Below are 25,156 nucleotides of genomic sequence, written 5' to 3' on the forward strand. Positions count from 1 at the left end.
TATGAATGTTCTGACCACGGCCCTGCCCGGCGTCCTCATCATCGAACCTCTGGTATTTGGCGATGAGCGTGGTTTCTTCAAGGAGACCTTCAGCGAACGGCGCTACCGGGATCAGGCCGGCATCTATTTGCCGTTCGTACAAGACAATTACTCCCGTTCCCAACAGGGCGTACTGCGTGGACTGCATTTCCAGAAGACCCGGCCGCAAGGCAAACTGGTCAGCGTGGTCCGGGGCGCGATCTATGACGTCGCCGTGGACATAAACCCGGACTCAAGCACCTTCGGCCGCCATGTAGGCATTGAATTGAGCGAGCACAATCACCGCCAGCTCTGGCTGCCCCCCGGTTATGCGCACGGTTTCTGCGTACTGAGCCCGGAAGCGGACCTCAGCTACAAATGCACGGACTACTATCACCCTGATGATGAAGGCGGACTCGCGTGGGATTGCCCTCGTCTGAACATAAACTGGCCAATCCACGATCCCATCCTGTCCGCTAAAGACAGCCGGCACCCCGGACTGGAGCAATTTCTTACAGGCCGGCAAGGCCCCCTCTCATGACTCGCCTCCTGATTGCGGGCGCTCAGGGACAGCTTGGCCAATCCTTCTCCTGGCTGCTCCAGCAACAGGCGAGTCCGGCCACGGATGCCATTCTGCTGGGCCGTGCCGAGCTGGACATTACCGACTCGGAGTCGATTGCGCAGGCCCTGGAGCGCCACCGACCCGACGTGCTGATCAACGCCGCCGCCTACACGGCCGTGGACAAGGCCGAATCGGAGCCCGGACTGGCGCGGCTCGTCAACGGCATCGCGCCCGGCCTGCTGGCGCAGGCCTGCGCCAGCCGCGGCATAGGGCTGCTGCATGTTTCCACGGATTACGTCTTCGACGGCCAGGCGGCCACGCCCTATGCGGAAGACGCGCCGACGGGGCCGGTCAGCGCCTACGGTCGCAGCAAGCTGGAAGGCGAGCAGGCCGTCCTGTCCGCCCTGCCCTCGGCCGTCGTGCTGCGCACCAGCTGGGTCTTCAGCCAGTTCGGCAATAATTTCCTGAAGACCATGCTGCGCCTGGGCCGGGAGCGCAGCGAATTGAACATCGTGGCGGACCAGCTTGGCGGCCCCAGCTACGCCCCGCATATTGCCCAGGTGCTGCTGGAGCTGGCCGGCAGGATGGCGCAGGACCGGAAGCCGCGTTTCCAGGACGCCGGGCAGGCAGGCCCGAACGCCGGCGCAGAGCAAAGGGAACCCGCCCGCCCTGGAGCCTGCACGCCAGCCGGAATTTACCATTACGCCGGGCAGCCGACCGTCAGCTGGCATGACTTCGCCAAGGACATCTTTCGTCAGGCGGTGGAGCTGGGATTGCTGGCCAAGCCCCCGCGCTGACCCCGATCCCCGCCAGTCAATACCCGACCCCGGCGCGTCGGCCGGCGCAGTCGGCCTTGAGCCAGGACAGGCTGGACTCGCTGCTGGGCAAGGATGCGATACCCAGGGACTGGCGCGCAGGCGTACACCTCAGCCTGTTGGCGCTGCGCGAAGTGACTTGACCCGAAAACGGACACAAAAAAGGCACCTTCGGGTGCCTTTTTTGTGGAAGTCGCCAGACTGGATCAGTGCTTGCGAACGTCACGCAGACGACGGGCGGCGGCTGCCTGGGCGGCCAGCATGGCCAGCTCGGCTTCCACCACGGCGATGTCGGCCTTGTCCTTGGTGTTGCGCAGGGCTTCTTCCGCACGCTTGCGGGCTTCAAGTGCCTTGGCCTCGTCCAGGTCGTGAGCGCGAATCGCGGTGTCCGACAATACGGTGACTTTCCCGGGCTGAACTTCGAGTATGCCGCCAGCCACGAAGATGTGCTCTTCACGGCCATCGTCCATAACGATCTTCAGCGTGCCGGGACGAATCCGCGAGATCAGCGGGGTGTGGCCGGGCAGAATGCCCAGCTCCCCGGCCTCGCAGGGCAGCGCCACGAACTTCGCCTCGCCGGCGAAGATCGATTCTTCGGCACTGACCACGTCAACATGAAGCTTAGCCATGAGCAATCCTTACTGAATAGTCTTGGCTTTCTCGAAAGCCTCGTCGATGGAACCGACCATGTAGAACGCCTGCTCGGGCAGGGCGTCGCACTCGCCGTCGACGATCATCTTGAAGCCACGGATGGTTTCGGACAGAGGAACGTACTTGCCGGGAGCACCGGTGAACACTTCGGCCACGTGGAAAGGCTGCGACAGGAAGCGCTGGATCTTGCGGGCGCGAGCCACGATCTGCTTGTCTTCCGGCGACAGTTCGTCCATGCCCAGAATGGCGATGATGTCACGCAGTTCCTTGTAGCGCTGCAGCGTCTGCTGCACGCCGCGGGCGACCTGGTAGTGCTCTTCACCCACGACCTGGGGGTCGAGCTGGCGGCTGGTGGAGTCCAGAGGATCCACGGCGGGGTAGATACCCAGAGCAGCAATGTCACGCGACAGCACCACGGTGGAGTCCAGGTGCAGGAAGGTGGTGGCGGGCGAAGGGTCGGTCAAGTCGTCGGCTGTAACGTACACGGCCTGGATGGACGTGATCGAACCGGTCTTGGTGGAGGTGATGCGCTCCTGCAGCTTGCCCATTTCCTCGGCCAGCGTAGGCTGGTAGCCCACGGCCGAAGGCATACGGCCCAGCAGAGCGGACACTTCGGTACCGGCCAGGGTGTAGCGGTAGATGTTGTCCACGAAGAACAGGATGTCGCGGCCTTCGTCGCGGAACTTCTCGGCCATGGTCAGGCCGGACAGCGCCACGCGCAGACGGTTGCCTGGAGGCTCGTTCATCTGGCCGAACACCATGGCGACCTTGGAGTCGCTCAGGTTGTCCATCTGGATCACGCCGGCGTCCGCCATTTCGTGGTAGAAGTCGTTACCTTCACGGGTACGCTCGCCCACGCCGGCAAACACGGACAGACCGCTGTGCTGCTTGGCGATGTTGTTGATCAGTTCCAGCATGTTCACGGTCTTGCCCACGCCGGCGCCGCCGAACAGGCCGACCTTGCCGCCCTTGGCGAACGGGCAGACCAGGTCGATCACCTTGATGACGGTTTCCAGCAGTTCCACCGAAGGCGACAGTTCGTCGAACTTGGGGGCTTCCTGGTGGATGGAGCGACGCTCGTCGGACTGGATGGGACCCACTTCGTCGATGGGGCGGCCCAGCACGTCCATGATGCGGCCCAGGGTGCCGGTGCCCACGGGCACGGAGATGGGAGCGCCGGTGCCGGCCACTTCCATGCCGCGACGCAGACCGTCGCTGGAACCCATGGCGATGGTGCGAACCACGCCGTCGCCCAATTGTTGCTGTACTTCAAACGTCAGGCCTTTTTCAGCGAAGGCCGAGCTTTCGTCAACGAGCGTCAGGGCGTCGTAGACTTTTGGAATGCTGTCGCGGGGGAACTGAATATCCACCACGGCGCCGATGCACTGAACGATGGTACCGTTGCTCATGTTTAGTCCTTGCAATATAACTTTGATGGTGTGCCTTGCCGTGTCTTACACCGCAGCGGCACCCCCACGATTTCGGAGATTTCCTTGGTAATCGCCGCCTGGCGGGTCTTGTTGTAGACCAGCTGGAGCTCGCCGATCACGGACTTCGCGTTGTCCGAAGCGGCCTTCATGGCCACCATGCGGGCAGACTGCTCGGAAGCCATGTTCTCGGCGACTGCCTGATACACCAGACCTTCCACGTAACGCAGCAGCAAGTCGTCGATCACGGACTTGGCATCGGGTTCGTAGATGTAATCCCATCCGTATTCGGAGGAATTGGCAACGCCAGTTTCTGCGTTGACCTGGTCGCCGGCCTGGAACGGATCCTTCAGGCCGGTGGGCAGAGGCAATAGGCGAATGAACGTCGGGTCCTGCTTCATCGTGTTGACGAAGCGGCTGGTCGCCAGATAGACGGCGTCGATGCGACCTTCCACGAAATCGTCGATCTGCACCTTGATGGCGCCGATCAGACGTTCCAGGTTGGGCGCGTCGCCCAGGCCGACTTCCTGGGAGACCAGCTTGGCGCCGACACGAGCCAACGTGCCGGCAGCCTTCCCACCCAGAGCGGTCGTCTGCACCGAAATGCCCTTGTCCTCGAACTCGCGCAGTCGCGCAAGCACCAGACGCAGGATGTTGGTGTTCAGGCCGCCGCACAGACCTTTGTCCGTGCTGACCACGACGATGCCAACAGCCTTGATTTCGGCGGGCTCAACCATGTAGGGGTGAGTGTAGTCGGGGTGCGCCTGCATCAGGTGCGAAGCGATCTCGCGCACCTTGTCTGCATAGGGACGGCCGGCCCGCATCCGTTCCTGCGCCTTGCGCATCTTGGATGCCGCCACCATCTCCATGGCTTTGGTGATCTTGCGCGTGTTTTGCACGCTCTTGATCTTAGTACGAATTTCCTTGATTCCGGCCATCACACTTTCCTGTAAGGGCATTGTCGGGAGACTGGCGAGGCCGCCGCCTCCCGCTAATCGTGACGCCGGAAGCACTCCGGCGCCTGCCTGCAGTGATTAGAAAGCGCCGTGCTTCTTGAAGTCCTGGATGGCTGCAACCAGCTCAGCCTCGTCTTCCTTAACCAGTTCCTTCTTGCTTTCGATGCGCTGGACCAGTGCGTCAAACTTGTTGCGCAGGTGATCCTTCAGGCCTTTCTCGAAAGGCAGGACCTGAGACACGTCCAGATCGTCGAAGTAACCGTTGTTCACGGCGTACAGGCTCACGGCCAGTTCCCACACGGCCAGAGGCTGGTACTGGGGCTGCTTGAGCAGTTCCACCACGCGCTTGCCGCGCTCGAGCTGGCGACGGGTGGCGTCGTCCAGGTCGGAGGCGAACTGGGCGAAGGCGGCCAGCTCACGGTACTGGGCCAGGTCGGTACGGATACCGCCGGACAGCTTCTTGATGACCTTGGTCTGGGCGGCGCCGCCCACGCGGGACACCGAGATACCGGCGTTGATGGCGGGACGCACACCAGCGTTGAACAGGTCCGATTCCAGGAAGATCTGGCCGTCGGTAATCGAAATCACGTTGGTCGGCACGAATGCGGACACGTCGCCGGCCTGAGTTTCGATGATGGGCAGGGCGGTCAGCGAACCGGTCTTGCCCTTGACTTCGCCGTTGGTGAATTTTTCAACGTATTCGGCGTTGACGCGGGCAGCGCGCTCCAGCAGGCGGGAGTGCAGGTAGAACACGTCGCCGGGGTAGGCTTCGCGGCCTGGAGGACGGCGCAGCAGCAGGGACACCTGGCGGTAGGCCCAGGCTTGCTTAGTCAGGTCGTCGTAAATGATCAGGGCGTCTTCGCCGCGATCACGGAAGTATTCGCCCATCGTGCAGCCCGAGTACGGAGCCAGGTACTGCATGGCGGCCGATTCCGAAGCGGAGGCGGCCACGACGATGGTGTATTCCATGGCGCCGTGCTCTTCGAGCTTGCGCACCACGTTGTTGATCGTGGAAGCCTTCTGGCCCACGGCAACGTAGATACATTTCACGCCATTGCCCTTCTGGGCGATGATGGTGTCCACGGCCACGGCGGTCTTGCCGGTCTGGCGGTCGCCGATGATCAGCTCGCGCTGGCCGCGGCCGATCGGCACCATGGAGTCCACGGCCTTGGTGCCGGTCTGCATGGGCTGGGACACGGATTCACGGGCGATCACGCCGGGAGCGACCTTTTCGATGACGTCGGTCAGCTTGGCGTTGATGGGGCCCTTGCCGTCGATGGGGTTGCCCAGCGTATCGACCACGCGGCCGAGCAGCTCGGGACCCACGGGCACTTCCAGGATGCGGCCCGTCGTCTTGACGGGATCGCCTTCGGAAACACCGGTGTATTCACCCAGAATCACGGCGCCGACGGAGTCGCGCTCGAGGTTGAGGGCCAGACCGAACGTGTTGTTCGGGAATTCGAGCATTTCGCCCTGCATCACATCGGACAGACCGTGGATGCGAGTAATACCGTCGGTCACGGATACGACCGTACCTTGTGTACGAACGTCAGTCGACGCGCCCAGGCCTTCGATGCGGCTCTTGAGCAGTTCGCTGATCTCGGACGGATTAAGTTGCATGTTCAGACTCCTGAAATCCTGTTTACTGACTCGCGCTTATGCGGTCAGCGTATCGCGCATGCTGGCCAGCCGGGCCTGCACGGAAGTGTCGAGCACCTGGTCACCAACGACCACCCGAATACCGCCAATCAGATCAGCGTCGACGGTCACTGTCGGCTTAAGCTTCAGGCCAAACTTCTTTTCGAGGCCGGCGACCAGCTCGCTGACCTGAGCGTCGCTGAGCGGGAAAGCGCTGGTGATCTGCGCCTGAGCCGTGCCTTCGAGTTGGTGTTTCAATAGATCGAACTGCTCTGCAATCTGAGGCAGCGGCCAGATGCGCTGATTGTCCACCAGCAGTTCGAGAAAGTTGCGAGCCTTTTCGGGGACCTGGGACTTGATCAGGCCTGTAAAAAGTTCGAGACGCTGCCCATTGTTCAGGCGCGGATCGTTCAGTGCCTCGCGCACATCGTGAAGACCGGCCACCTGAGCCATTTCGGACAACAGGGCCGACCACGATTCGAGGCCCAGACTGTCGTCGCGCACAGCGGCGAACAGGGCCTCGGCGTAAGGTCTGGCAATAGTCGATAGTTCAGCCATGGCCTGCCTTGATTTTAAAGTTCAGCCTTGAGCTGCTCAAGCAGCTCAGCGTGCGCTTTCGCGTCAACTTCGCGGCGCAGGATCTGCTCGGCGCCTTTCACGGCCAGGGCGGCGACTTCGCCACGCAGACCTTCACGCACGCGTTGCACTTCCTGGGCGGCGTCTTGCTGAGCCTGGGCGATGATGCGGGCCTTTTCGGCTTCAGCTTCACGACGAGCCTGCTCCAGCAGGGCAGTCGCCTGTTTTTCGGCGTCGACAATCCGTTGATGATTTTCGGATTTGGCCGATGCTTCCATCAGGCTGATACGCGCTTGCGCCTCGCCCAGACCTGCCTTGCCTTTGTCGGCAGCGGCCAGGCCGTCGGCGATTTTCTGACGACGATCATCGATTGCTTTCGTCAATGGCGGCCATACGAATTTCATCGTAAACCAGGCCAAAACGAAAAACACGATCATCTGGAAAAAGAGAGTCGCGTTTAAGTTCACGGTCGTATCCCTTCAATACCACTTGTGCCGGATGCTGGATTGCGTCCCGACACCTGTATGTTCAAGTCGGAAGCGGTGCATGTTCACGAACGAGCGCTGCACCGCCAACGACTGCCTGTCCGCATGCGGAAGCGCAGCGGACCCGCCTTGTTACCCGACGAATGGGTTGGCGAATGCAAACAGCATGGCGATACCGACACCGATCAGGAAGGCAGCATCGATCAGACCGGCCAGCAGGAACATCTTGGTCTGCAGGGCGTTCATCAGTTCAGGCTGACGAGCCGATGCTTCCAGATATTTACCACCCATCAGGGCGATACCAATGCAAGCGCCGAAAGCGCCCAGGCCGATGATGATACCGCAAGCAAGAGCAACGAGAGCGACGTTGGTCATGACAACTCCTTGGTTAAAAATCAGGTGTAAATCAAAAAATCAAAAAAGCGTGAGCAAGCGAACTTGCATCCCGGCCAGACCCCATTGCCCGGCCGGAAACTGATTAATGGCCTTCGTGAGCTTGCCCGATGTAGACAAGGGTAAGCATCATGAAAATGAATGCCTGCAGCAGAACGATCATGATGTGGAAGATCGCCCATACAGAGCCGGCCAGAACGTGGCCGATGCCCAGTCCGAGGCTGGCGCCATTAAACCCAGTCCATGCACCGCCCAGCAGAGCGATCAGCATGAAGACCAACTCACCGGCAAACATATTGCCGAACAGCCGCATGCCCAGGGAAACCGACTTGGCTGCGTACTCGATGCAGTTCAGCAGGAAATTGAAGGGGGCAAGCACGACGGCCATGATGCCGCTGGCAGTGAATGGTGCAGTGAACAGTTCCTTGACGAAGCCGCCGGGGTGCTTGATCTTGATGCCGTAGTAGAACATCAGCAGCAGCACGCCCAGGGACATGCCCATGGGCACGTTCAGGTCGGCGGTCGGCAGAATACGGTGGTAATAGAGCGGATCGCCGTGCTCGGTGCCCAGGCCGGTCGAATGGAAGATCCAGGCCAGCAGGTCGACGGGGACCAGATCCAGGACGTTCATCATGACGATCCAGAGGAACACCGTCAGGGCCAGCGGCGAGACGAACTTGCGCGATTCCGCATTGTGCACGATGGACTTGGCCTGGTCTTCGACCCAATCGACCAGGATTTCGACGAAGGACTGCAGGCGGCCGGGTACGCCGGCGGTGCAGCGGACGGCTGCGCGCCACATGAAGAAGACCACGACCAGGCCCATCAGCAGGGACCAGAACATGGAGTCGTAGTTGATGACACCGAAGTTGGCCAGAACATCCTGTTTTTCACCCAGGTTATTCAAGTGAACCAAGTGGTGTTGGATGTACCCTGACTGAGGCGAAATATCACTAGCAGCAGCCATCTGTATTTACCCTGTGACGTATACGCTAAGGGACAAGCCCGTGAAACAAAAATCCGTTATGGCAGCTTGCGGAAAACCAGCAGCAGCACATAGCCCTTCAAGACACACAGCAGGCCGAACAGCAGGGCCGGCCAGACCAGCCAGCCCGTATTCGCCCAGGCGGCCAGCGCCAATGTCAGTACTGCAAAGCCCAGCTTGAAGGCCTCCCCCCAGAAGAAGGAAAGCGCGCCGGCGTTGCCGCCGCCCATCAAGCCCAGCAGGAGACGCAGCGCGAACAAGGCGTTGGGCACAAAATAAGCAGCCGCACCAATCAGTGCCGAGGCTGCTGCATTCGCGCCGGAAACCCATGCGGACAGACCGATCGCCAACAAGGCCATGAAAGCCTGGGCCATCAGGGTGCGCGCGATTCCTTTGCCTGCCCGGCGCGCCAGGCGGGCGCGCTGCTCCGGTGTGAGAACCACGGGTTGTGGAAAGGAAGAGGCTTTCCCTGCTGCCTGCACCGTGTCCGCGGTGCCCGTCTGCTGATCGACCGGCTGATTCATAGTAGGAAAAACTCGGATAAAGTTGTGTGGATGGATGTGCTACAACTACAGGCCCAAAAGGCCGCGCCACCCCATCCGCGCAAAGTTATCGGCTCCTTAAAAAGCCGCTGGCGTCAAACCCATAAAGTATAGCGTCTTTTTTTTGTTGCAAGCAAATTGAGTCAGGCTTGTTTCAGCTTGGCCGCAGGGTTTCGAAGACGAAGAATCAAGGAGAACAAGGGGTCGGGAAATTTTGTAACGTTGCACTGCAGCAACTTTACAACAACCCCTATGTTTTCATTGACTTTTAAACAGTTTAGCGATGCTTGAATTCCGGCTTGCGCTTCTCCACGAAGCGCGCATGCCCTCCTTCTGGTCCTCGGTGGCGAACAGGACATGGAAGTTGCGCCGCTCGAACAGCAGGCCTTCCTCCAGCGAGGACTCGAACGCCCGGTTCACGCATTCCTTGGCCATCAGCACGGACGGCAGCGACATGCTCGCGATCACCGTGGCCGCCTCCAGCGCTTCGTCTATCAATTTGTCGGCCGGCACCACGCGCGAGACCAGCCCGGCGCGTTCGGCCTCGTCGGCGTTCATCATGCGCGCCGTCAGCACCAGATCCATGGCCTTGGCCTTGCCCACCGCGCGCGGCAGGCGCTGCGTGCCGCCGAAGCCGGGGATGACGCCCAGCTTGATCTCCGGCTGGCCGAAGCGGGCCGTGTCGGCGGCGATGATGAAGTCGCACAGCATGGCCAGCTCGCAGCCGCCGCCCAGCGCATAGCCGGCCACGGCGGCGATGATGGGCTTGCGGATGCGGCGCAGCTCCTGCCAGTGGCCGCCCAGGTAGTCCTGGGAAGACACATCATGGTAGTTCCAGTCCTTCATGGCGCCGATGTCGGCGCCGGCGGCGAAGGCTTTTTCGTTGCCGGTCAGCACCAGGCAGCCTATCCCGTCGTCGGCCTCGAACTTCTGCACCAATGCATACAGTTCGGCGATGACTTCGTTGCTGAGCGCGTTCAGGGCTTTGGGCCGGTTTAATGTCAATAAAGCAACACGACCATGCACCTCTGCTTTGACCAAGGGTTCGTTCATGCTGACTCCCAACAAAATTAAATAGAATAAGGCAATGGAACCTACACCCGTACTTTACCGCGCCCTGCCGGAAGATCTATCCGGCCATCGCCTGACTGTCCAGATACAGATCACTTCCCCCAACCCCGAAGGCCAGATCCTGAGCCTGCCCGCCTGGATTCCCGGCAGCTACCTGATCCGCGACTTTTCGCGCCAGATCGAAAGCATCGCCGCCTCCAGCCAGGGTACGCCCGTACCCGTGCGCAAGCTGGACAATCACCGCTGGCAATGCGCGCCCTGCCAGGGGCCGCTGCACATCCAGTACCAGGTCTATGCCTGGGACCTGTCGGTGCGCGGCGCGCACATCGACGAGACCCATGCCTTCTTCAACGGCGCCGGCGCACTGCTGGCCGTGGAAGGCCAGACCGACCACCCCTGCCTGCTGGAGCTGGTCGAGAACGAGCAGATCGCCCACTGGAACGTCTACACCAGCCTGCCCGAAGCCCAGGGCCATCCCGGCGCGGCCGCGCGCCATGGCTTCGGCCTGTACCGCGCCCGCGACTACGACGAACTGATAGACCATCCCGTCGAAATGGGCACGCCGCAGGTCATCAGCTTCTTTGCCCACGGCGCCGAACACGAACTGGTCTTCACCGGCGTGCTGCCCAACCTGGACCTGGCCCGCATCGCCCGCGACGTCGAGCAGATCTGCGCCGCGCAGATCGCCTTCTTCGAACCTGAAACCCGGCGCGCGCCCTTCCTGGACAGCAGCTCGCGCTACGTCTTCATGACCATGGTGACCGACGACGGCTATGGCGGACTGGAGCACCGGGCCTCCACCGCCCTGATGGCCTCGCGCCGCGACCTGCCCGCCCAGGGCCAGGACAAGGCTGTCAAGAGCGCCGGCTACCAGACCTTCCTGGGACTGGTCAGCCACGAATACTTCCACACCTGGAACGTCAAGCGCATCAAGCCGGCCGCCTTCGCGCCCTACGACCTGAGCCGCGAGAACCACACCCGCCTGCTGTGGGTGTTCGAAGGCTTCACCTCCTACTACGACGACCTGATGCTGCTGCGCTCGGGCGTGGTCTCGGAGCCCGAATACCTGGGCCTGCTGGCCAAGAACATCAGCGCCGTGCAGCGCAGCCCCGGCCGCTTCAAGCAGTCGGCGGCGGAGAGCTCCTTCGATGCCTGGACGCGCTACTACAAGCAGGACGAGAACTCCCCCAACGCCCTGGTCAGCTACTACACCAAGGGCGCCTTGATCGCCCTGGGGCTGGACCTGTGCATCCGCGCCCACAGCGGCCAGGAAAAAAGCCTGGACGACGTCATGCGGCTGATGTGGGAGCGCTATGGCCGCGATTTCTATCAAGGCAAGCCGCAAGGCATGCCGGAAGACGCCATGCCCGCCCTGATCCTGGAGGCCACGGGCTTTGACGCGACGGATTTCATCGCCCGCTACGTGGACGGCTGCGAGGACCTGCCCCTGAAGCCATGGCTGGCCGGACAAGGCGTGCAACTGGACTGGAAAGCCGCCTCGAAACTGCCCAGCCTGCAGGCGCGCCTGCGCCAGAACGGCGGTCAATGCCAGCTGGCCACGGTATTCACGGACGGCGCAGCCCATCAGGCCGGCCTGTCGGCCGGCGACACGCTGGTGGCGCTGGACGGCCTGCGCATCAGCGACAGCGCCGGCCTGGAGCGGCTGCTGGGCGCCTATGAAGCCGGCCAGACCGTGCAGATCCACGTCTTCCGCCGTGACGAGCTGCGCTGCTTCACGTTGCAGCTGGCCCGCCCCGCCCTGGACGAATGCATCCTGGCCCGCCTGCCGGCCTGATGATCAACCCCGGCGGCCGCCTCCCCGGCCGCCCTTCCCGCTTCCTGCCTGTCATGCCCACCCGCCGCATTTTCATCAAGAACCTGGTCGTGGACGCCTCCATCGGCATCCTGGACCACGAACTGGCCCGCCGCCAGCCCCTGCACATCGACGCCGAATTCGACGCCGCCATCACCCGTACCGTGGACGACGCCGACATAGACAGCGTGCTGGATTACCGGCAATTGCGCCAGGCGCTGATCGAGGTCAGCACCTTGCATCACACCAATCTGCTGGAAACCCTGGTCGAACAACTGGCCGATCGCATACAGAACGAATTCCCGGCCATAGAACGCGTTAAAATCCGGGTCAGCAAGCCCCAGGCCTTCCCCGACTGCGACGCCGTCGGCATTGAAATCGAACGCAGCCGCTGATTGCGCGCGCACGCCCGCCCGCCGGCGGGACGGGGCAAATGACACTCCTATCGCTTTTCCTATGTCCCAAGACACCAGCACCCTTCCCGCTCCCGAGACCGACGCCGTCGCCTTCGCCACCAAGGCCGAACGCAAACAGCGCGTCGACGACAACAAGCTCAGCAAGCGCATCATGCGCGAAGTGGGCCGCGCCATCGGGGACTTCAACATGATCGAGGACGGCGACAAAGTCATGGTCTGCCTGTCCGGCGGCAAGGACTCATACGGCCTGCTGGACGTGCTCATGACCATGCAGAAGCGCGCGCCCATCAAATTCGACATCGTGGCCGTCAACCTGGATCAGAAGCAGCCCGGCTTCCCGGACCACATCCTGCCCGACTACCTGGAAAAACTCGGCGTGCCCTATCACATCGAGACCCAGGACACGTATTCGGTAGTGACGCGCGTCATCCCCGAAGGCAAGACCATGTGTTCGCTCTGTTCGCGTCTGCGCCGCGGCATCCTGTACCGCGTCGCCAAGGAGCTGGGCGCCACCAAGATCGCCCTGGGCCACCACCGCGACGATATCCTGGCCACCTTCTTCCTGAACCTGTTCTACGGCGGGCGCATGAAAGGCATGCCTCCGAAGCTGATGTCGGACAACGGCGAGCACATCGTGATCCGCCCGCTGGCCTACGTGCCCGAAAAAGACCTGATCGCCTACGCCAAGCTCAAGCAGTTTCCCATCATGCCCTGCAATCTGTGCGGCTCGCAGGAAAACCTGAAGCGCCAGGAGATCAACCGCATGATCGCGGAATGGGACAAGAAATTCCCGCACCGCTCCTGGAACGTCTTTGGCGCGCTGACGCGCGTCATTCCCTCGCACCTGATGGACTCGCAGCTGTACAACTTCACCGATCTGAAGGTGACCGGCCAGGCCGATCCGGACGGCGATACGGGCTTCGACCAGGATTACTTCGACGACCACCTGCCCGCGGGCCTGAGCCCTGCCGACCTGGCCGACGAGGAGGACGCCCGCAGGGACGCCTTCACCCCGGCCCAGCCGGCCGCCGCGGGCGAGCAGAAGATGATCTTCGTCAGCAAGCGTCGATCAGGTCAATAGGCCGATCGGCAGACAAAAAAAACCTGGCTGCAAAGCCAGGTTTTTTTGTTTCAGGCCGGCTTCTGCGAGCCGTCCCAGCGTTCGCCGGGCACCTGAATGTCGAACAGCTCCAGCACCCGCATCACCGTGTGGTCGACGATGTCGTCTATGCTCTTGGGGCGCAGGTAGAAGGCCGGCATGGGCGGGAAGATGATGCCGCCCATTTCCGTGACCGCCGTCATGTTGCGCAGGTGCGCCAGGTTGAACGGCGTCTCGCGCACCATCATGACCAGGCGGCGGCGCTCCTTCAGGGTGACGTCCGCCGCGCGGGTGATGAGATTGTCCGAAAGCCCGTGGGCCACCGCCGCCAGGGTCCGCATGGAACAGGGCACGATGACCATGCCGGCCGTGGGAAAGCTGCCGCTGGCCAGCGTCGCGCCCACGTCCCGGAAATTATGGACCTGGTCGGCCAGGGCCTGGATGTCGTGCCGGCCTATGTCCAGCTCGTACTTGATGTTCAGCACCCCGGAAGGCGAGATCACCAGATGGGTCTCGACATCCGGACAGGTCTTCAGCACCTGGAGCAGGCGCACGGTGTAGACGGCCCCCGTGGCCCCGGTCATGCCGACGACAAGGCGTCGCCTGGCGCTCACTCCAGGGCCCCGGCCTCGCGCAGCATGGCTTCCAGCTCGCCGTTCTCGTACATTTCGGACACGATGTCCGAACCGCCGACGCATTCGCCCTTGATGTACAGCTGGGGAATCGTGGGCCAGTTGGAGTAATCCTTGATGCCCTGGCGCACTTCCGCGTCGTCCAGCACATTGACGATGACCACCTGGCTCAGGCCCACGGCGCGCAGGTTCTGCACGGTGCTGGCGGAGAAGCCGCATCGGGGAGCCTGGGCGGTGCCCTTCATGAACAGGACGACAGGGTTTTCCGTGACCGTTTCGCGGATGAAATCTTGAACTTCACTCATGATGTTCTCGTAAGAAAAGAATTAACGTTGACCGCCTGTGACCCGCCGTATCCCGGCCAGATCGGCATGGCTGGCGATCTGGGTGAATCCGGCGTGACGCAGCATATTCTGCACATGGTCGGCCTGATCCCAGCCGTGTTCCATGAGAAGACTGCCCCCCGGGCGCAAATGCAACCCGGCCCCTTGAACTATTGTACGCAAATCCGTCAAGCCGTCAGCCCCGTCCGTCAGGGCATGGCGCGGCTCGAAGCGCACGTCCCCCTGGTCCAGGTGCGCATCGTCCGCCGCGATGTACGGCGGATTAGACACGATCAGGTCAAAGGGCGGCAGACCCGACACGGCATCGTACCAACTCCCCAGGCAAAACTCGACTTTCCCGCACAGCCGCTGGGCGTTTAGGCGGGCCTGTTCCAGCGCCGGGGCGCTGATGTCCGTGGCCACCACCTGCGCATCTGGTCGCGCCAGCGCCAGCGAGACGGCGATGGCGCCGCTGCCGCAGCCCAGGTCCAGGATGCGCGGCGCCGCGACGTCCCGCAGGCGCTCCAGCGCCTGTTCCACCAGGGTTTCCGTATCGGGACGGGGAATCAGCACGTCCGGGCAGACCAGGAATTCATGACCCATGAACTCGCGCACGCCGACGATGTAGGCCATGGGCTCGCCCGCCAGGCGGCGCGCTTCCAGGCGGCGATAGGCCTGGACCCTGTCCTGCGGCAGCTCGTCCGTGTCATGGGCGATCAGCCAGGAGCGGGAGACGCCCAGCACCTGCATCCAGAGCATGTCCCGCTCCAGGCGCGGCAAGGCGCTGTCCGCCTGCAAGGCGCGCAGAGTCAGGCTCATGCCTCCGCCAGCGCGGCCAGTTGCTCGGCCTGGTGCTCGGACAGCAGGGCCTTGATCAGCTCGTCCAGATCGCCGTCCATGATGTATCCCAGCTTGTACAGCGTCAGGTTGATGCGATGATCCGTCATGCGGCCCTGCGGGAAGTTGTAGGTGCGGATGCGCTCTGAACGGTCGCCCGTGCCCACCAGGCTCTTGCGCTGGGCGGCCTCCTTGTCGGCCTGCTCGCGCTGCTGCTTGTCTTTCAGGCGGGCCGCCAGCACCTGCATGGCTTTCTCGCGGTTGCGATGCTGGGAGCGGTCGTCCTGGCATTCCACCACCAGCCCGGTGGGCAGGTGGGTCAGGCGCACGGCCGAGTCGGTCTTGTTGACGTGCTGGCCACCCGCGCCGCTGGCACGGAAGGTGTCCACGCGCAGGTCGGCCGGGTTGATGACGATCTCGCTCAGGCCTTCGGCCTCGGGCAGCACGGCCACGGTGCAGGTGGACGTGTGGATGCGGCCTTGCGCCTCGGTTTCCGGCACGCGCTGCACGCGATGGGCGCCGGACTCGAATTTCAGGCGTCCGTAGACGTCCTGGCCCTCGATGCGCACCACCACCTCCTTGTAGCCGCCCAGGTCGGCCTCGCTGGCCGACATGATCTCGGTGCGCCAGCCGCAGTTCTCCGCGTAGCGCATGTACATGCGCAGCAGATCGCCCGAGAACAGCGCGCTTTCGTCGCCGCCGGCGCCGGCGCGGATCTCGATGAACACGTTGCGGGTGTCATCCGGGTCGCGCGGCAGCAGCAGGATCTGCAGCTCGTCTTCCAGTTGCTGGATGCGCTCCTTGCCCAGCTTGAATTCTTCCTCGCCCATTTCCTTCAGTTCGGGATCGGACATCATGTCCTGGGCGGCCTGCAGGTCCTGCTCGGCCGATTCATAGGCGGAAAACGCGGTCACCACGGGTTCCAGTTCGGCACGCTCACGCGACAGTTTGCGAAACTCGTCCATATTGCCGGCGATCTCGGGCTCGGCCAGCATGGCATCCACTTCGATGAGACGGCGGGCCAGTTGCTCCAGCCGGCTGCGCATAGAGTCTTTCATAGGGGAAAAGCCTAAAGGGAAATCAGAAGGCCTGGGCGCAGGGCGACGCTACACATCTGGCTGCACCGCAGGAAGTCGGTGAAACAAGCCGCCAGAAACGCTAACGCCGACGCGTGGTGGAAGGCAGCAGGCGAGGCAACAGGCCCAGCAGCTGCTCGCGCTCGGCGCCTTCGCTGCGGGTCAGTTCGGCCATGGGGCCGTGCAGGTACTTCTGAGTCATGCCGTGGGCCAGCCATTCCAGCACGTCGGCGGGATCGTCGCCGCGGGCCAGCATGCGGCGGGCGCGGTCGAGCTCGTGCTGGCGGACCTGCTCGGCCGACTGCTGGACATCCAGGATGGTGGGCACGATGGCCCGGTTGCGCAGCCAGTGCATGTACTGCTGCACCTGGGTGTCGATGATGGCTTCGGCCTGCACCACTGCGGCGCGGCGGGCGTCGGTGCCGCGCTGGACCAGGCGGCCCAGGTCGTCGACCGTGTACAGATAGACGTCGTCCAGGCGGCCGACCTCGGTTTCGATGTCGCGCGGCACGGCCAGGTCGACCATGACTACGGGGCGATGGCGGCGTGAACGCACGGCGCGCTCGACCATGCCCAGGCCCAGAATGGGCAGGGTGCTGGCCGTACAGGAGACGACCACGTCGAACTCGGCCAGGCGGTCGGGGATGTCGGCCAGCTTCATGGTGGTGGCCAGGAAGCGCGAAGCCAGGGTTTCCGCACGCTCCTGCGTGCGGTTGGCCACCACGATGCTACAGGGGTTGACCGCCGCGAAGTGGGTGGCGCACAGCTCGATCATCTCGCCGGCGCCGATGAACAGCACCTTGGCCTGGGACAGGTCGCCGAAGACGCGTTCGGCCAGGCGCACGGCGGCAGCCGCCATGGACACCGAATGCGCGCCGATGGCGGTCTGCGTGCGGACCTCCTTGGCGACGGAGAAGGTGCGCTGAAACAATTGGTGCAGCAAGGTGCCCAGCGAACCGGCCTCGTTGGCGGCGCGCACGGCGTCCTTCATCTGGCCCAGGATCTGGGGCTCGCCCAGCACCATGGAGTCCAGGCCGCTGGCCACGCGAAAGGCGTGGCGCACGGCTTCGTTCTGGTTGTAACGGTACAGGTGCGGAGTCAGTTCGGTGGAACGCAGGCTGTTGAAGTCCGCCATCCATTCGGGCAGGCGTTCGGCCACGTGCGGCTCGGCCGCGCAATAGATTTCCGTGCGGTTGCAGGTGGACAGGATGGCCGCTTCGCGCACGCCGTTGCCGAACGTGGAACGCAAGGTGTCCAGCGCCGGCTTCAACACGTCGATCGGGAACGCCACGCGCTCGCGCACGGAGACCGGCGCGGACACGTGATTCAGACCGAAGGTGAGGACATCTACTGACATGAGCGATAGGGGCCGAGGCCCTGAAAAGACCGAAACAGGCGGCCCTGCCTGGGCAAGCCGCGTGCGATGCACCTGATTTTACGCCGCCGGGATGCTTTTTGACAAAAATGCTCCGCGACGCCGTTTTTTATGATTATAATCTGCCCTCCTGCGAAAGGACCGGTTTGACGTCACGATCGACCTTCTCCAGGAGGCGAAACAAGGAAAGTGCAAAATTTTTTGTTGTTTTGCGCGCACACTTCAAAACCTGTGTTATAGTTTCGTTTTTACCGAGCAGCACATGGCCTGGTAGCTCAGTCGGTAGAGCAGAGGATTGAAAATCCTTGTGTCGGTGGTTCGATTCCGCCCCAGGCCACCAGAATCGCTTCAAAGAGCCCAGCTTAACCGCTGGGCTTTTTGTTGTCAGCTTGATCGGCTCGGGCTGACTTTGGCTCTACCCCATAAACAGCCGCACTGGGCTAAGACCAGCATGCGGTCGTTCTCTCGGACCACCTGGCGCAATGCGCTCATACCCAGGGGTTGATAATGGTCACGCCGGTATTTTTGAAATCCGGCACATTGCGCGTAACGACCGTCATGCCATGAACGAGCGCCGTTGCCGCAATCAGCGCGTCGCGCTCACCTCGCTTGTCAGGCACTTGCAATCGGGCGCAGCGTTGCGCTACGGCTGTGTCAACCGGCAACGTGCGGCTGGAGAACTCCGGCAAGACATGTTGCTCTAGCCAAGAACGCAACATGGCACCTTGGATTGGATCCTTGCGTTCGATGGACAGAATGCCAAGCTCCAGCTCCATGATGGTGATGGCTGACACGAAGAGGTCTGCTGCATCGACACTTTCCGTCCAAGCGGCAACGTTCACATCCGCTTTGCCAAGTCGCACCTTGCGTAATTCGGACACCACATTGGTATCGAGCACATACATCATGAGAAATCAGCCGGTTGGATCCTAAGGTCTGCACGCGGCGGCTCAAAATCAATGTCCGCTGCATCTGGCATTGCCCGCGCATCTGCGATGTTACGTCGCTGCTTGGTCAGCCGTTGGTACTCCTCGAAACTCAAAAGCACATGCGCCGGTTTACCGCGATCCGTGATGAACACGGGGCCGCTTTTGCTTGCTTTCTTAGCACGGGTCACGTCTTGATTCAGCTCTCTGCTCGATAGGGTCGTGATGGTCATGGCGATGTCTCCTGCACCAAAATGACATGTAGGTACATTACTACAAGAGAAGCGCTTTTTCAAGTTTTTGTGGCGTCTTCAGGGCCAACTCAGGTAAAACCCCATTTGGCCAAAGTGGCTGCGCCAGTTGGTGCGGGGTTCTCCGGTACACAGCAGCCATCTCAGCCGAAATCCGCGATGCGCGCATGCAGGATCGGAAGGTGTTGGTTCTGACCGAACGCACGGAGCACCTCAATGCCATGAGTCGAACTCGACAACTTGAAACCAGCACCCTTTGTCTTGCGCGGCCGCATGTCGAAAAAGCAGCGAGCAGCACTGGTGGACGATCTGAAAGCACTGCCGCCAGATGCTCCTCGTGTACTCCTGGCGACGGGAAAACTGGCTGGCGAGGGCTTCGATCATCCGCCTCTCGACACATTGCTACTGGCCATGCCGATCTCCTGGAAGAACGCAGTTCGCGTTTTAACGCAACGGCCCCGCCTCAGACTCTGGAGTAAGGCCGCCCCCGATTCGGGCTTTGCTGACAAAGAGAAACGTCTACTTAAATGTGCGGCTGCGATCGATGCTAGGCTGGCCTGATATCTGTTTGCCTTTCAAGAGGAGCCAGAATCATGCGTCTTTTTTCAGTCTATGTTCGACACGCATTCGTCGCGGCTGGCGCGGCCGCAAGCCTGGGGCTGGCGGCGCCGGCCCTAGCCGACGACATCACGATTCCCATGGCCTTGGCCACCAAGGATGGATCTGCGGACAAGATTGGGCAGGTGTCCGTCAGCCAGACGAACTACGGCCTGGTCTTCACGCCGGAGCTCGAGGGGCTGAAACCCGGAATCCATGGGTTTCACGTCCATGAAAAACCCGACTGCGATCCCGCCGAAAAAGAAGGCAAAGTGACGCCGGCCGGGGCGGCGGGAGGTCACCTGGATCCCGAAAAGACGGGCAAGCATGGCTTTCCCTGGGGCGATGGCCACCTGGGCGACCTGCCGGCGCTGTACGTCGGCGCGGATGGGACGGCGACAACGCCCGTGCTGGCTCCGCGCCTGAAGTCGCTGGATCAGATCCGCGGCCGCGCCCTGATGATCCACGAAGGCGGCGACAACCACTCCGACCATCCCGAACCGCTTGGCGGAGGCGCCGGCCGGATCGCGTGCGGCGTCATTGAAAAATAGGCTTCCGGCTTTTTCAACCTCTCCAAGGAGACGTTATGAACGGACAAGTGGAATCTTCTTTTAAACGCCTGCAAGACCTCATCAAGGACATCCGTTTTGCGATGTTCACCACTCACGGCGCCGGCGATGTCCTGCATGCCCGGCCCATGACGACCCAGAAGGCCAAGATGGAGCGGCCGGACGACGACAAGCTCTGGTTCTTCATGTCGCGCTCGAGCGAGCCCGTGGCAGAGCTGCTGGCCGACCCGCGCGTCAATGTCAGCTATGCGGACAGCAGGCACGACACCTACGTTTCCGTGGCCGGCACGGCCAGCCTGGTCGACGACATGGACCACAAGGAACGCTTCTGGAATACCATGACCGAGGCCTGGTTTCCCAAAGGCATCGAGGATCCCGACCTGACCCTGGTCTGCGTGCAGATCCATTCCGCCGAATACTGGAATGTGGAAGAAGGAAAGCTGACCCAGATGGCCAAGATGGTCAAGGCCGCCATCATGGGCGAGCGTCCCGCCGATATGGGCAAGCACGGCAAGATCGACTAGACTTGCCCGGAATCAGCCCGAAAAGCCCAGCCGTCGAGCTGGGCTTTTCAGTTTTCGCACCAGTGCCCGCTTACGCGCCTTCGTCGCTCAGCAACACCTGCAGCCAGCGCTTGACCCGAATCTCGTGTTCGCGTTCGATCTCCAGCGCGTCCTGGAACAATGCCGCCATATCATCCTGCCCAGCGTCGCGCACCAGTTCGACCAGCAGCTCCCAGCAGGCCTTGTCCGTCATTTCCGCCGTCAGAAGAACCTGCAGTCCGTGCGCCAGCGTGGTGCGCGGGTCGGTCAGCACCTGGATGATGCCCATGGACGCCACGGCGCTCACGTCGGCCGACGGGGTCTGCGCGGTAGGGTCGCCGCCCAGCTCCTTGATCGCCCTGACCACCAGTTGGTAATGATGCAGTTCCTCGTTCATGATGTAGTGCAGGTCGGCCAGCAGGGCCGTCTTTTCGGCATACTCGCACGCCTTCACCTTGCCTATCATGGCCTGGTAGAGCCGCACGCCGCTGCGCTCGTAGGCCGCCCGCTCGCCCAGCTTGTCGAACAGGACGGCGGGGCGGCGGCCCATCAGCTCTCCCACCGCGGTGGTGGCGATTCCCCTGCCGGTCACGGGCATGGGCACCGCGCCCACCCGCTCGGCATGACGGATGTAGTCCCCCCGCAGGGCGGCGATGGCGTCTTCATTGCCCTCCAGCGGCTGGGCGGGCCAGGTCCGCGCATACTCGATCTGATCGGGGCCCATGACCGGCGCCATCTGGATGCCGGTGCGATTCATTCCTACCTTGGTCTGGTTTTCCATGTCAGCTCCTTGCCGTATCGATCTGAATGCGATGGTTCAACTGCGTGCCCGGCGCCCACTGATATCCGGCCGACACCGTATTGGTCGGCGAGCCGTCGGCGTTCAGAATGGCGCGCTGGCGCAGGGACTGCGGGCTTTCCTGCTCCAAGGGCACGTAGTTCGTCCCCTTGGCGCGCAGGTCCACTTCGGCCTCGAGCACGCTGCGGATGAATTCCCGTTGCGGCTTGAGGCCCAGAGGCGCCGGCATGGCCGTACCCAGCACCTCGGCCGGATCGCGGCGTTCATGCTTTTTGAACAGTTCGCACACTTCCGTCAGATGGCCCAGCTCATAATCCAGGAAGCGCTCCCAGATGGCCTTGATGCGCGGGTTGGTCTCGGATTCCACGCAACTGTAATAGGTGTGGACCTCGGTGGCCTCATGGATCAGGATCTTCTCCAGCCAGGACTCCTCCGGATCCTGCAAGGAGCCGTACTGCGTGACGTGCTGCTCCTCGATGGAGGCGATCTCGGCATAGAGCTGGCGCGCCACCGGATCGGCGAACAGGGGACCGATGTTCATGTAGTAATCATGGGTCTGGTATTCGGCCGCCGTGATCAATGTGGCATGCACCTTGGTCAGGATGTGGGCCCGCGCGCGGTCGTAGGGCTGACGCACGTCGTCGTCGGGATGGCGGTGCTCGTCCGCGGTGGGCCTTCCCGGCACGATGTCGGTATATCCCTGGATGATGTTGTTGGCGTCCTTGCCCTCCAGCCTGTCCAGCATGGCGCTGTAGCGGTACAAGTGGTCGAAATCCTCCAGCAGGCCGAAACGGTAGGTCTGCGCCTGGTAAGGATCGAGCTCGGCCTTGGCGACGGCGGCGGTGACTTCGATGGCCACCTGCTCATAGGCAATCGTGGTCTCCAGGGGAGAATGGTCGGCCGACAGCAGCCAGTTCACCAGGGTGGCCTGATGCTGCTCCACCCGCCGCAGGCGGGCCAGCGGCAAGCGCAGATCCCGGTTGAAACGCGCAGCGATGTGCTTCAGACGCAAGGCGTCCAGCTCCAGTCCATTCAGCAGGATGATGCGGATCCGCGTGAAAGCGTCGTCGTCCAGCTTGCTGATGGGTTGGCCCACCATGTCCCGCCAGGTGAATTTCTGCCTGTCCAGCGGCGTGCCGGGCTGGTCCCATACATTGTTCAATAAACTCATAGACTCTCTCCCTGCTCGTTGAAGTGACGGTCGTGGTGCGCACGGCTGCCACACCAGCAAGTTCCATGCCCTGGATGAAAGAGCCCGGTCCGCGGGCCGGACTCTCCAAGGGACCGACGCGCCGGCCGGCGCTTCGCGCTCAATCTGCATGCAGCAGCCGCGCCAGGCCTTGATACAAGGGGCCGCTCATCACCAGCACGAAGACCATGCGCGCCACCTGGAAGGACGTGACCATGGGCGCACCCAGCTGCAGGACCTTGGCGGTGATGGCCATCGCCGCGATACCGCCGGGGCTGACGCCCAAGGCCAGCGTGGGGTAGGGAATGTCCGAAAGGCGGAACAGCAGATAGGCGAAGCCGAAGGCCAGACCCAGGTTCAGCACATTGGCCGCCGCGACCACGCCCAGGTAGCGCGGCGCCCGGCGCAAGAAGTCCGAGCCGAACTTGTCGCCCAGCGACCAGCCTATGCATAGCTGGCCCAGGTTGGTCATCTCCACCGGCAGGCCCGACAGCACCACATCGTTGTAGGTCAGCAAAGCCACGACCAGCAGTGGACCCAACACCCAGGGATTGGGCAGGCTCAACACCTGAAACAGCCCGCCTGCGGCGCTGCTCAGCAGCATCAGCAGGGCCAGGCCGGGCAGATACAGGAAGTCCGGCCTGAGCACCGCGCCGGCCTGTTCGCCGGAAACCCCCAGAACCTCGAAGACAAAAGGAATGATCAACACCACCATCAGCACGCGCAGGCTTTGCGCCGAGGCCACCATGTCCGGCCGCGCGCCATAACGTTCGGCCAGCCCGGTCATCTCGCTGGCGCCTCCCACCGCGCTGGCGAACCAGGCCGTGCGCAAATCCAAGCCTGCGAAACGGGTCAGCATGAAAGTGCCCAGGCAGCACAGCACCAGAGCGAACAGCATTCCCATCAGGATGAAAGGCGCATTGCCGGCGATCAGTCGCACCATGGCCGGCGTGAAATACAGGCCCAGCGAGGCGCCGATGACCCACTGGCCCGCATTGCGCAACGCAGGCAGACAGACGCCGGGGCTGCCCGCCATCTTGGTGACGGCGGTCAGGATCAGCGCCCCCAGCATCCAGGGCATGGGTATATGGAGCCGGCCCGCGCCCAAAGCGCCGAGCAGCGCTATGACAACGCCGATGCAGACCCGAATCCCTATATTCATTTGCAAACCCCTAAATCCAGGGGCTGGTTCTATTTGACGGCCAGCGACGTCCATGCACGCCAGTTGCCGCTTGTCCCTGAACCGGTACAGATGCGCCGGCCGATGGGTCTCGACACGACTGCCAAGCCAGCAAGTTCCATGCCCTCGACGAAAAAGCCCAGTCCGCGGACTGGGCTTTGCAAAAGGGCCGGCACGACTGACGACGCCGCGCGCTCAGGATACGCGCAGCAGCCGCGCCAGACTTTGATACAGGGGGCCGGTCAGCACCAGCACGAAGACCATGCGCGCCACCTGGAAGGAGGTGACCATGGGCGCACCCAGCTGCAGGACCTTGGCGGTGATGGCCATCTCCGCGATGCCGCCGGGGCTGACCCCCAGCACCAGCGTGGGATAGGGAATGCTCGACAGGCGAAACAGCAGATAGGGGAAGCCGATGGCGATTCGAATCCATATGTTCATCTGCAAAACCACAAAGCCAGGACCGGGCCTGGCGCCCCTCTTCTTCATTTTAATAAGACCCGGCAGGCTCGCCGGTCAACTCCAGGACGAAGCGGCGCAGCCAGCGGTTCTCCTCGTCATGTTCCGCATTGATGTCCCAGATCATGGAGACGATGAAGGAAGGCACGCGCAGCGGCGCCGCCGACACCGCCAGGCGGCGATTGGACTCGGCGAACGAATGCGCCGCGTAATCCGGCAAGGTCAGCACCAGCCGGCTGCCGATCACCGCATTGACGGCGCCGGAAAAATGGGTGAACGAAGCCTTGACCTTGCGCTGGACATGTTCGGCATCGAACAGTTCATCGACAAAGCCGCGCAAGCCGTCATAGGAGACGCGCCCGTGCTGCGCCTCCAGGTACTCCTGCTTGCTGATGGGCGTGGAAAAGTTCGTCGACTCGCGATCGTACAAACAGGCGTAAGAGGCCGAGAACAACACCTGTGACTTGTGCACGGCGCTCAGGTGCTTGGGACTGGAACAGATGACCAGGTCCGCATCATGCTCCGCCATGCTTTGCGGCCATACATAGCTATTGGTCTGATAGAAGGAAAAACTGATGGACCAGCCACGCTGGTCCACAGCCCGGATCATGCGCTTGGCGAGCATGTTCTCCAGATCGTCGGACAAGGCGATGCGAAATACCCGGCTGGAGCGTTGCGGGTCGAAATGCTGCTCCGGCGTCACCAGCGCAGAGATGCTCTTCAAGGCCTCCGAAATCTGCGGCGCGATCTCCAGGGCTTTGTGCGTGGGCGCCATACCGTGGGAGCCGCGCGTGAACAGCTCGTCGTTGAACATCACGCGCAGCTTGCGCAAGGAAGCGCTGACGGCGCCTTGCGTCACGAACAGGACGTTGGCCGCCTTGGTCACGCTGCGCTCGTTCATGAGGCACTGGAAAACCAGCAGCAGGTTCAGATCCACACGCCTGATATTAGCAA

29 protein-coding genes, 1 tRNA gene and 2 pseudogenes are annotated in these 25,156 nt (G+C 62.4%); 10 read left to right on the forward strand and 22 right to left on the reverse strand.

The window, feature by feature from the left end:
* Position 1 precedes the first annotated feature (1 nt).
* Genes rfbC through ACWPWO_RS14580 form a run of 3 tightly spaced genes read left to right on the forward strand, consistent with a single transcriptional unit; the run spans position 2 to position 1,538 of the window.
* Complete coding sequence (gene rfbC / locus ACWPWO_RS14570; RefSeq protein WP_454007193.1) at positions 2-559, forward strand: dTDP-4-dehydrorhamnose 3,5-epimerase; 558 nt, start codon at positions 2-4, stop codon at positions 557-559.
* Complete coding sequence (rfbD, locus tag ACWPWO_RS14575) at positions 556-1,377, forward strand: dTDP-4-dehydrorhamnose reductase (protein ID WP_454007194.1); 822 nt, start codon at positions 556-558, stop codon at positions 1,375-1,377. The genes rfbC and rfbD overlap by 4 nt, the downstream gene beginning before the upstream one ends.
* Before the next feature lie 5 nt (positions 1,378-1,382).
* Positions 1,383-1,538: a hypothetical protein gene (locus tag ACWPWO_RS14580; RefSeq protein ID WP_454007501.1), complete on the forward strand. Its 156-nt coding sequence runs from the start codon at positions 1,383-1,385 to the stop codon at positions 1,536-1,538.
* A gap of 63 nt (positions 1,539-1,601) precedes the next feature.
* Here ACWPWO_RS14580 and ACWPWO_RS14585 read toward each other — a convergent pair whose 3' ends face one another.
* From ACWPWO_RS14585 to ACWPWO_RS14630, 10 genes and pseudogenes are all read right to left on the reverse strand, one after another.
* Positions 1,602-2,024 carry a F0F1 ATP synthase subunit epsilon gene (locus ACWPWO_RS14585; protein ID WP_454007195.1) on the reverse strand — a complete coding sequence of 141 codons (423 nt, stop codon included), beginning with the start codon at positions 2,022-2,024 and terminating at the stop codon, positions 1,602-1,604.
* A gap of 9 nt (positions 2,025-2,033) precedes the next feature.
* A complete protein-coding gene (gene atpD, locus ACWPWO_RS14590; protein WP_454007196.1) occupies positions 2,034-3,455 on the reverse strand; it encodes a F0F1 ATP synthase subunit beta in 1,422 nt (473 codons plus the stop codon).
* A gap of 45 nt (positions 3,456-3,500) precedes the next feature.
* Positions 3,501-4,411: pseudogene (gene atpG, locus ACWPWO_RS14595) on the reverse strand (F0F1 ATP synthase subunit gamma).
* Between the two features lie 96 nt (positions 4,412-4,507).
* Positions 4,508-6,049 (reverse strand): F0F1 ATP synthase subunit alpha, encoded by a 1,542-nt coding sequence (atpA, locus tag ACWPWO_RS14600; protein WP_394062245.1) that lies wholly within the window; start codon positions 6,047-6,049, stop codon positions 4,508-4,510.
* 36 nt (positions 6,050-6,085) lie between these two features.
* Positions 6,086-6,625: a F0F1 ATP synthase subunit delta gene (locus ACWPWO_RS14605; protein WP_454007197.1), complete on the reverse strand. Its 540-nt coding sequence runs from the start codon at positions 6,623-6,625 to the stop codon at positions 6,086-6,088.
* A gap of 14 nt (positions 6,626-6,639) precedes the next feature.
* On the reverse strand, positions 6,640-7,110 hold the full coding sequence (locus ACWPWO_RS14610) for a F0F1 ATP synthase subunit B (RefSeq protein WP_454007198.1): 471 nt from the start codon (positions 7,108-7,110) through the stop codon (positions 6,640-6,642).
* 150 nt (positions 7,111-7,260) lie between these two features.
* On the reverse strand, positions 7,261-7,503 hold the full coding sequence (gene atpE / locus ACWPWO_RS14615; RefSeq protein WP_009464117.1) for a F0F1 ATP synthase subunit C: 243 nt from the start codon (positions 7,501-7,503) through the stop codon (positions 7,261-7,263).
* Positions 7,504-7,606: 103 nt separating this feature from the next.
* The gene (gene atpB, locus ACWPWO_RS14620) at positions 7,607-8,488 is read right to left on the reverse strand and encodes a F0F1 ATP synthase subunit A (protein WP_394062253.1); all 882 of its coding nucleotides are present in this window, start codon (positions 8,486-8,488) and stop codon (positions 7,607-7,609) included.
* 56 nt (positions 8,489-8,544) lie between these two features.
* Positions 8,545-9,030: an ATP synthase subunit I gene (locus ACWPWO_RS14625; protein WP_454007199.1), complete on the reverse strand. Its 486-nt coding sequence runs from the start codon at positions 9,028-9,030 to the stop codon at positions 8,545-8,547.
* 295 nt (positions 9,031-9,325) lie between these two features.
* Positions 9,326-10,101: pseudogene (locus ACWPWO_RS14630) on the reverse strand (enoyl-CoA hydratase).
* A gap of 34 nt (positions 10,102-10,135) precedes the next feature.
* Here ACWPWO_RS14630 and ACWPWO_RS14635 point away from each other — a divergent pair.
* The 3 genes from ACWPWO_RS14635 (at position 10,136) to ttcA (ending at position 13,429) form a co-directional block, all read left to right on the forward strand.
* Entirely contained in the window at positions 10,136-11,914 is a 1,779-nt protein-coding gene (locus ACWPWO_RS14635) for a M61 family metallopeptidase (RefSeq protein WP_454007200.1), read from the forward strand.
* Between the two features lie 53 nt (positions 11,915-11,967).
* A complete protein-coding gene (gene folB, locus ACWPWO_RS14640) occupies positions 11,968-12,327 on the forward strand; it encodes a dihydroneopterin aldolase (protein WP_454007502.1) in 360 nt (119 codons plus the stop codon).
* Positions 12,328-12,388: 61 nt separating this feature from the next.
* Entirely contained in the window at positions 12,389-13,429 is a 1,041-nt protein-coding gene (gene ttcA, locus ACWPWO_RS14645) for a tRNA 2-thiocytidine(32) synthetase TtcA (RefSeq protein WP_454007201.1), read from the forward strand.
* Between the two features lie 50 nt (positions 13,430-13,479).
* Here ttcA and ACWPWO_RS14650 read toward each other — a convergent pair whose 3' ends face one another.
* The 5 genes from ACWPWO_RS14650 to hemA all read right to left on the reverse strand — a co-directional run bounded on the left by ACWPWO_RS14650 (position 13,480) and on the right by hemA (position 17,672).
* Entirely contained in the window at positions 13,480-14,061 is a 582-nt protein-coding gene (locus tag ACWPWO_RS14650; protein ID WP_394062264.1) for a UbiX family flavin prenyltransferase, read from the reverse strand.
* Positions 14,058-14,384, reverse strand: coding sequence for a Grx4 family monothiol glutaredoxin (gene grxD / locus ACWPWO_RS14655; protein WP_454007202.1), 327 nt, complete (start codon positions 14,382-14,384; stop codon positions 14,058-14,060). The genes ACWPWO_RS14650 and grxD overlap by 4 nt, the downstream gene beginning before the upstream one ends.
* A gap of 21 nt (positions 14,385-14,405) precedes the next feature.
* Positions 14,406-15,221: a peptide chain release factor N(5)-glutamine methyltransferase gene (gene prmC, locus ACWPWO_RS14660; RefSeq protein WP_454007203.1), complete on the reverse strand. Its 816-nt coding sequence runs from the start codon at positions 15,219-15,221 to the stop codon at positions 14,406-14,408.
* Positions 15,218-16,297, reverse strand: coding sequence for a peptide chain release factor 1 (prfA, locus tag ACWPWO_RS14665; protein ID WP_394062270.1), 1,080 nt, complete (start codon positions 16,295-16,297; stop codon positions 15,218-15,220). The genes prmC and prfA overlap by 4 nt, the downstream gene beginning before the upstream one ends.
* A 100-nt stretch (positions 16,298-16,397) precedes the next feature.
* Positions 16,398-17,672 (reverse strand): glutamyl-tRNA reductase, encoded by a 1,275-nt coding sequence (gene hemA, locus ACWPWO_RS14670; RefSeq protein WP_454007204.1) that lies wholly within the window; start codon positions 17,670-17,672, stop codon positions 16,398-16,400.
* Between the two features lie 282 nt (positions 17,673-17,954).
* On the opposite strand from hemA, the gene ACWPWO_RS14675 reads away from it, so the two are divergent.
* Positions 17,955-18,030: transfer RNA gene (locus ACWPWO_RS14675), tRNA-Phe, on the forward strand.
* Positions 18,031-18,178: 148 nt separating this feature from the next.
* Here ACWPWO_RS14675 and ACWPWO_RS14680 read toward each other — a convergent pair.
* Positions 18,179-18,598, reverse strand: a complete 420-nt coding sequence (locus ACWPWO_RS14680) for a PIN domain-containing protein (RefSeq protein WP_454007205.1) — start codon at positions 18,596-18,598, stop codon at positions 18,179-18,181.
* Complete coding sequence (locus ACWPWO_RS14685; RefSeq protein ID WP_454007206.1) at positions 18,595-18,849, reverse strand: type II toxin-antitoxin system Phd/YefM family antitoxin; 255 nt, start codon at positions 18,847-18,849, stop codon at positions 18,595-18,597. The genes ACWPWO_RS14680 and ACWPWO_RS14685 overlap by 4 nt, the downstream gene beginning before the upstream one ends.
* Before the next feature lie 258 nt (positions 18,850-19,107).
* On the opposite strand from ACWPWO_RS14685, the gene ACWPWO_RS14690 reads away from it, so the two are divergent.
* The 3 genes from ACWPWO_RS14690 to ACWPWO_RS14700 are packed head-to-tail and all read left to right on the forward strand — an operon-like array spanning position 19,108 to position 20,557.
* Entirely contained in the window at positions 19,108-19,428 is a 321-nt protein-coding gene (locus tag ACWPWO_RS14690) for a hypothetical protein (protein ID WP_454007207.1), read from the forward strand.
* A 32-nt stretch (positions 19,429-19,460) separates the two neighbouring features.
* Entirely contained in the window at positions 19,461-20,015 is a 555-nt protein-coding gene (gene sodC / locus ACWPWO_RS14695; RefSeq protein WP_394062277.1) for a superoxide dismutase [Cu-Zn] SodC, read from the forward strand.
* A gap of 35 nt (positions 20,016-20,050) precedes the next feature.
* Positions 20,051-20,557 carry a pyridoxamine 5'-phosphate oxidase family protein gene (locus ACWPWO_RS14700; RefSeq protein ID WP_454007208.1) on the forward strand — a complete coding sequence of 169 codons (507 nt, stop codon included), beginning with the start codon at positions 20,051-20,053 and terminating at the stop codon, positions 20,555-20,557.
* 70 nt (positions 20,558-20,627) lie between these two features.
* Here ACWPWO_RS14700 and ACWPWO_RS14705 read toward each other — a convergent pair whose 3' ends face one another.
* The 5 genes from ACWPWO_RS14705 to ACWPWO_RS14725 form a co-directional block, all read right to left on the reverse strand.
* Entirely contained in the window at positions 20,628-21,356 is a 729-nt protein-coding gene (locus ACWPWO_RS14705) for a ferritin Dps family protein (RefSeq protein ID WP_454007209.1), read from the reverse strand.
* Between the two features lies 1 nt (position 21,357).
* On the reverse strand, positions 21,358-22,545 hold the full coding sequence (locus ACWPWO_RS14710) for a hypothetical protein (RefSeq protein WP_454007210.1): 1,188 nt from the start codon (positions 22,543-22,545) through the stop codon (positions 21,358-21,360).
* A 139-nt stretch (positions 22,546-22,684) separates the two neighbouring features.
* Positions 22,685-23,779 carry an AbrB family transcriptional regulator gene (locus ACWPWO_RS14715; protein ID WP_454007211.1) on the reverse strand — a complete coding sequence of 365 codons (1,095 nt, stop codon included), beginning with the start codon at positions 23,777-23,779 and terminating at the stop codon, positions 22,685-22,687.
* A 159-nt stretch (positions 23,780-23,938) separates the two neighbouring features.
* A complete protein-coding gene (locus tag ACWPWO_RS14720; protein ID WP_454007212.1) occupies positions 23,939-24,184 on the reverse strand; it encodes an AbrB family transcriptional regulator in 246 nt (81 codons plus the stop codon).
* A 49-nt stretch (positions 24,185-24,233) separates the two neighbouring features.
* On the reverse strand, positions 24,234-25,139 hold the full coding sequence (locus ACWPWO_RS14725) for a LysR family transcriptional regulator (RefSeq protein ID WP_454007213.1): 906 nt from the start codon (positions 25,137-25,139) through the stop codon (positions 24,234-24,236).
* Between the last annotated feature and the right edge of the window lie 17 nt (positions 25,140-25,156).

The organism is Alcaligenes sp. Marseille-Q7550 (assembly GCF_965112015.1).